Origin of the sequence: Bradyrhizobium agreste, assembly GCF_016031625.1 — a bacterium.
GTDB lineage: Bacteria > Pseudomonadota > Alphaproteobacteria > Rhizobiales > Xanthobacteraceae > Bradyrhizobium > Bradyrhizobium agreste.
Map to the genome: position 1 here is coordinate 50,037 of NZ_JACCHP010000032.1, position 6,456 is coordinate 56,492.

The window sequence follows — 6,456 nt, forward strand, 5'->3', positions numbered from 1 at the left end:
GACAGGAGCGCAAATGTGCCCGCAGCGATGCCGATCAGACTGGCGGCTGCGTCGCGGACCGCGGGCGCGAAGCGATGTCCGGCGACACGCCGGTGGCTCGATTGATGGGAGCGGCGGCCGCGTGCAGCAACCCAAGCGGGCCGGACGAGCCGATTAATTCGGCTACCAGGACCATAATTAATTCATCGCGCTGCCCGATTTAAGTCGCATGGGAGCCCATGTCGCCGCGAAGGCTCGTGCCGGGTGGGGCGCATCACCGGGAGTTTTCGATGTCCGGTCATCTGCGATGTTATTTCGCCAGTTTGGTCCTTGCTGGAGGTCTTACGGCCGCACCTGCGTTCGCCAACTCATTCACCGACTTGTTCAATCCTGCGCCTCGCGAGCCCGCTGCACCCTCTTCGGCCCAGCCGGAATGCTTGGCACAGCCCGGCAACCCGCCCGGTCCCGGCCTGCACTGGGTATATCGGCGGGACGGCCACCGCAAATGCTGGTTCTTGGCCGAGCAGATTGCACCGGTGCGAAAGCCGGCTCATGGTCGTGTGGCCAAGCGCTCCGCCCGTCCCGACGAGAACGCGGCCGCGCGGCAAATCCGGAGTCCGGGGATCGATGCGCGCGCGGAGTTGCTCAGTGCTTCGCCGGCCGAGGAGGCTTCGCCGACGCCGCCGGCACGCGAAGTGAGGGTGGCTGATGCCGCTTCTGTTGTCGATGCGGGCACGCCGGCGCTGATGACCGCGGCAACCGTCACCAATCGCCCCACCGGCCCGCTCACGCCCGAACACTCCGCGCCGCCGCAACTGGACCTGGAGAAGCCCGCGCGAGCCGTCTCGCCTCCAACTATGCCGATGCGCAACGAAGAGGCGCACGACGAGGCGCGCAGCCGGATGGTAACCTGGCTCGGTGTGCTGCTGGTGACGCTGGGGGGCTTCTCGCTCTTGAGCTCGAGCCGCACGCTTCGGCACGCGGTGCGATTGCGATACTAGCTTACCTGACGCGCTCACCGCGAAGTCGATGCGGTCACGCGGCCATAGCTGAATTGCCACACGTACAAAGGTTCCGCGCACCGCCACTTAATTTGGCCCTGACTTGGACGGACATTCGATTACGATGACGGTCCCCCTTCGGGATCGGACGACCATCATGCGGTACAAAGTGTTCGTGGTGGACAGCAGCCGCCGAGTGATCTGCGCCGCAAAGCTCGACTGCATCGACGAGCAGGCGGCAAGGCATCGAGCCGGGCAAATGTCTGGCGAGCACGATGTGGAGCTTTGGGACGGTGACCGGCTCGTTGCGATTTTTCAAGGTGCGACGTCGAACGCAGATCGGCGCGGCCGCCCTGCCCCTGAATAGACGGCCGGTCTCGCCGCCGCGTCAGTTGCGCGTTCGACCCAGCGCATCTCGCAGCTGACGCATGATGATGTCGACTTGCACGATCTTGCTAGACCAATGTGCCGCGCTGGTCGGAGCAGCGACCGCGATATCGGATAACGCCCGTATGAATCCGGTGCTTCCCGCCAGCAGCGAAGCAAGCGCCGCTTGGCTGCTGATTTTCAAGCATTAATCATTAAATGTGGACAATGAATAAATAAATGGACCGCCGCATTATTTTAATCTAGCTTTAATTTAATCCCGAGCCAAACGATCGTGATCGCTCCTGATCACGAACGGCGCTCGGGAGCCGAAGAATACTGCAGATCAATATTGTCAAACGTGGGCGGACCAGGACCGCACACGAAGGGCAGGGGGAAAGTTCTAAATCTCTTCGCGTCACCGGTAGCGTTGGCTGGATCTCGCGGGTGGGCGGACCCATTCGTCCGACCGAGCGCTCGCGATTTGCGTGAATTGATTTTGCGATGTCCCCCCTGCTCTGCATTGGCAGACGAGGGTTGCAAATGACGTGCACGCGTCTTGTGTGTGAGGCCGGGGCGATCGTCGACCCGACTCGAGCGATTTCGAGTTCTTCTCCGTCGAGATGTGATCCTTCGATCGAGCCAGTTTGCCGTTTGCGGACAGTGCGTGAGCCATCGCATGCCGGTCGGCGCCGGAGCCTGCCTTCCATCTCTCCAACATCCGACCGCGAGTCCGGAGCGACCGCTCGCTCCCAACAGGCTTGAGCTCGTCACATGCTCGCTTTGCACATTTTCGCGGCCCTCGGCAGGACGGCAGTCAGGCTCAGCAGCACGGCATTTGTCTTCAACAGCATGGGCGCGGCAACGGCCGATCATCGCCGCGTCATTGCGCAATTTGTGCGGATCCGTGAACGCGGACGCCGCATTATCCGGAGGATTTAGCTATGGCGACGCAAACAACGGGCGGCGGCAGCACGGTTTCTTTTGGAAACACGCCGCAGGCCAACACCGACATTTTCTCGTTTACGGAAGACGCCAGCAACATTCTGATCTTGAACGTGCTGGCAAATGATCTTGGCGGCACGGCCAAGACGCTGTTCTCCCTGGATGATGGAACGAGCGCCTCCGCCTCCACCAAGAGCTACGCACCGGCGGATTTGCTGGTCAAGGATGTGGCGTACAGCAGCGATGCCGCCGGAATGGCCGCAACCAGTGACCGCAGTGCCCTCGGTGCGCGCATCTGGGCCGCCCCGGACGGCACCGTTCACTACGACAAGGGCGACATCAACGTTCAGCTTCAGGCGTTGGCAACCGGGCAAACGCTGACCGACACATTCACCTACGCCATCCAGCTGGGTAACGGTACGCTCAGCTGGGCGACCGTGACACTCCAGTTCAATGGCGCAAACGACTCGGTCCTCATCACATCGAATCCGCAGAGCGGCGCGGTGGTGGAAGACGCGCCGTCGGCACTGGCCCTGTCGGATTCCCCGAATACTGCAGGCACCATCAGCTTCACCGATGCGGACCTGAGTGATACGCACACAGCGACCTTTGTCGCGTCGTCCACGAATACGACCTCGCTTGGCACGTTTTCGCTCGATCCGGTCAACGAGGCAGCCAATGCCGCGAACGGCTCGGTGCAGTGGCACTATGCCTTGAACGACAGTGCCGCGCAGTATCTCGCCGCTGGCCAGAGCGTCACCGAGAGCTTCGTGGTGACGGTCAACGACGGCCACGGCTCGACGGCCACTCAGACGGTTACGGTCACGATCACCGGGACCAATGATCTGGCAACCGTCAGCTCGGACTCGAAGTCCGTGACCGAGAGCGACACGGCCGCCGCGCTGAACACCTCCGGCCAGCTCAGCATCACCGACCCGGACAGCGGCGAGGCCCACGTCATGGCGCAGAGCAATGTCCACGGCGCCTACGGCGACTTCACGATCGATGCCAACGGGGCCTGGAGCTACACCGGCAACGGTGCCCACAACGAGCTCACCGCCGGCCAGCAGGTCCAGGACCAGTTCACGGTGACCAGCCAGGACGGCACCGCCACCGGCACCGTCACGGTGACCATCACCGGCACCAACGACGCCGCGACGGTCTCTTCTGACTCGAAGTCCGTGACCGAGAGCGACACGGCCGCCGCGCTGAACACCTCCGGCCAGCTCAGCATCACCGACCCGGACAGCGGCGAGGCCCATGTCGTCGCGCAGAGCAATATCCACGGCACCTACGGCGACTTCTCGATCGATGCCAGCGGGGCCTGGAGCTACACCGGCAACGCCGCCCACAATGAGCTCACCGCCGGCCAGCAGGTGCAGGATCAGTTCACGGTCACCAGCCAGGATGGCACCGCCTCCGGCGCCGTGACGGTGACGATCACCGGCACCAACGACAACGCGACCGTCTCTTCGGACTCCAACTCCGTGGCGGAAGGCGACACGGCAGCAGCGCTCAATACCTCCGGCCAGCTCAGCATCACCGATCCCGACACCGGCGAAGCCCACGTCGTGGCGCAGACGAACGCGCCCGGGACCTATGGCGACTTCACGATCGATGCCGACGGGGCCTGGAGCTACACCGGCAACGGCGCTCACAACGAGCTCACCGCCGGGCAGCAGGCGCAGGACCAGTTCACGGTGACCAGCCAGGACGGCACCGCCACCGGCACCGTCACGGTCACCATCACCGGCACCAACGACAACGCGACGGTCTCGTCGGACTCGAAGTCCGTCACCGAGGCCGATACTGCCTCCGCGCTCAACACTTCCGGCCAGCTGACCATCACCGATCCGGACACCGGCGAAGCCCATGTCGTCGCACAGAGCAACGTCCACGGCAGCTACGGCGACTTCAGCATCGATGCCAGCGGGGTCTGGAGCTACACCGGCAACGGCGCGCACAACGAGCTCACCGCCGGGCAACAGGTGCAGGACCAGTTCACGGTGACCAGCCAGGACGGCACCGCCACCGGGACTGTGACAGTGACCATCACCGGCACCAATGATGCCGCCACTGTCTCATCGGACTCGAAGTCCGTCACCGAGGGCGATGCTGCCGCCGCCCTCGACACCAGCGGCCAGCTCAGCATCACCGACCCCGACACCGGTGAAGCCCATGTCATTGCGCAAAGCGATGTTCACGGCAGCTACGGCGACTTCACGATCGATGCCAACGGCGCCTGGAGCTACATCGGCAACGGCGCCCACGACGAGCTCACCGCCGGCCAACAGGTGCAGGACCAGTTCACGGTGACCAGCCAGGACGGCACCGCCACCGGCACGGTGACGGTGACGATCACCGGCACCAACGACAACGCGACCGTCTCTTCGGACTCCAACTCCGTGGCGGAAGGCGACACGGCAGCAGCGCTCAATACCTCCGGCCAGCTCAGCATCACCGATCCCGACAGCGGCGAAGCCCACGTCGTGGCGCAGACGAACGCGCCCGGGACCTATGGCGACTTCACGATCGATGCCAATGGCGCCTGGAGCTACATCGGCAACGGCGCCCACAATGAGCTCACCGCCGGGCAGCAGGTGCAGGACCAGTTCACGGTGACCAGCCAGGACGGCACCGCGAACGGTACCGTCACGGTGACGATCACCGGGACCAACGACAACGCGACCGTTAGCTCGGACTCGAAGTCCGTGACCGAGGGCGACACCGCCGTTGCGCTCAACACCTCCGGGCAGCTGACGATTGTGGATCCGGACAGCGGCGAAGCTCACGTCATCGCGCAGAGCAGCGTCCACGGCAGCTATGGCGACTTCACGATCGATGCCAACGGCGCCTGGAGCTACACCGGCAACGGCGCCCACAACGAGCTCACCGCCGGCCAGCAGGTGCAGGATCAGTTCACGGTCACCAGCCAGGATGGCACCGCCTCCGGCGCCGTGACGGTGACGATCACCGGCACCAACGACAACGCGACCGTCTCTTCGGACTCCAACTCCGTGGCGGAAGGCGACACGGCAGCAGCGCTCAATACCTCCGGCCAGCTCAGCATCACCGATCCCGACACCGGCGAAGCCCACGTCGTGGCGCAGACGAACGCGCCCGGGACCTATGGCGACTTCACGATCGATGCCAACGGGGCCTGGAGCTACACCGGCAACGGCGCACACAATGAGCTCACCGCCGGCCAGCAGGTGCAGGACCAGTTCACGGTGACCAGCCAGGACGGCACCGCGGCCGGCATTGTGACCGTGACGATCACCGGGACCAACGACGCGGCAACGGTGAGCTCGGACTCGAAGTCCGTGACAGAGGGCAATGCCGCCGCCGTGCTCAACACCTCCGGCCAGCTGACGATTGTGGATCCCGATTCGGGCGAAGCCCATGTTGTGGCGCAAGCCAACGTCCAAGGGACCTACGGCGACTTCAGCATCGATGCCAGCGGGGCCTGGAGCTACACCGGCAATGGCGCCCACAACGAGCTCACCGTGGGCCAGCAGGTCCAAGACCAATTCACGGTCACCAGCCAGGACGGCACCGCGACCGGCACCGTCACGGTGACCATCACCGGCACCAACGACAACGCGACGGTCTCGTCAGACTCCAAGACCGTCACCGAAGGCGGCACGGCCGCCGCGCTGAACACCTCGGGCCAGCTCAGCATCACCGACCCGGACACCGGCGAGGCCCACGTCATCGCGCAGAGCAATATCCACGGCAGCTACGGCGACTTCACGATCGATGCCAACGGGGCCTGGAGCTACACCGGCAACGGCGCACACAATGAGCTCACCGCCGGCCAGCAGGTGCAGGACCAGTTCACGGTGACCAGCCAGGACGGCACCGCGGCCGGCATTGTGACCGTGACGATCACCGGGACCAACGACGCGGCAACGGTGAGCTCGGACTCGAAGTCCGTGACAGAGGGCAATGCCGCCGCCGTGCTCAACACCTCCGGCCAGCTGACGATTGTGGATCCCGATTCGGGCGAAGCCCATGTTGTGGCGCAAGGCAACGTCCAAGGGACCTACGGCGACTTCAGCATCGATGCCAGCGGGGCCTGGAGCTACACCGGCAACGGCGCCCATAATGAGCTGACCGCCGGGCAGCAGGTCCAGGACCAGTTCACGGTCACCAGCCAGGACGG

Annotated in this window: 4 protein-coding genes; 3 read left to right on the top strand and 1 reads right to left on the bottom strand. The window is 64.4% G+C overall.

Features of this window, described 5'->3' with window-relative positions; all coding sequences use genetic code 11:
* Nucleotides 1-269 precede the first annotated feature (269 nt).
* Complete coding sequence (locus HZZ13_RS33450; protein ID WP_197963704.1) at nucleotides 270-980, top strand: hypothetical protein; 711 nt, start codon at nucleotides 270-272, stop codon at nucleotides 978-980.
* Between the two features lie 157 nt (nucleotides 981-1,137).
* Nucleotides 1,138-1,347, top strand: coding sequence for a hypothetical protein (locus HZZ13_RS33455; RefSeq protein WP_197963705.1), 210 nt, complete (start codon nucleotides 1,138-1,140; stop codon nucleotides 1,345-1,347).
* A 21-nt stretch (nucleotides 1,348-1,368) separates the two neighbouring features.
* On the opposite strand, the gene HZZ13_RS33460 is transcribed toward HZZ13_RS33455, so the two are convergent.
* Entirely contained in the window at nucleotides 1,369-1,551 is a 183-nt protein-coding gene (locus HZZ13_RS33460) for a hypothetical protein (RefSeq protein ID WP_197963706.1), read from the bottom strand.
* A 739-nt stretch (nucleotides 1,552-2,290) separates the two neighbouring features.
* On the opposite strand from HZZ13_RS33460, the gene HZZ13_RS33465 reads away from it, so the two are divergent.
* A partial coding sequence (locus HZZ13_RS33465; protein WP_197963707.1) for a beta strand repeat-containing protein occupies nucleotides 2,291-6,456 on the top strand: 4,166 nt, incomplete at its 3' end.

Bases quoted from the DNA above. Each gene is read 5' to 3' on its own strand.
- HZZ13_RS33450 (WP_197963704.1), top strand. From the start codon at position 270: ATGTCCGGTCATCTGCGATGTTATTTCGCCAGTTTGGTCCTTGCTGGA.
- HZZ13_RS33455 (WP_197963705.1), top strand. From the start codon at position 1,138: ATGCGGTACAAAGTGTTCGTGGTGGACAGCAGCCGCCGAGTGATCTGC.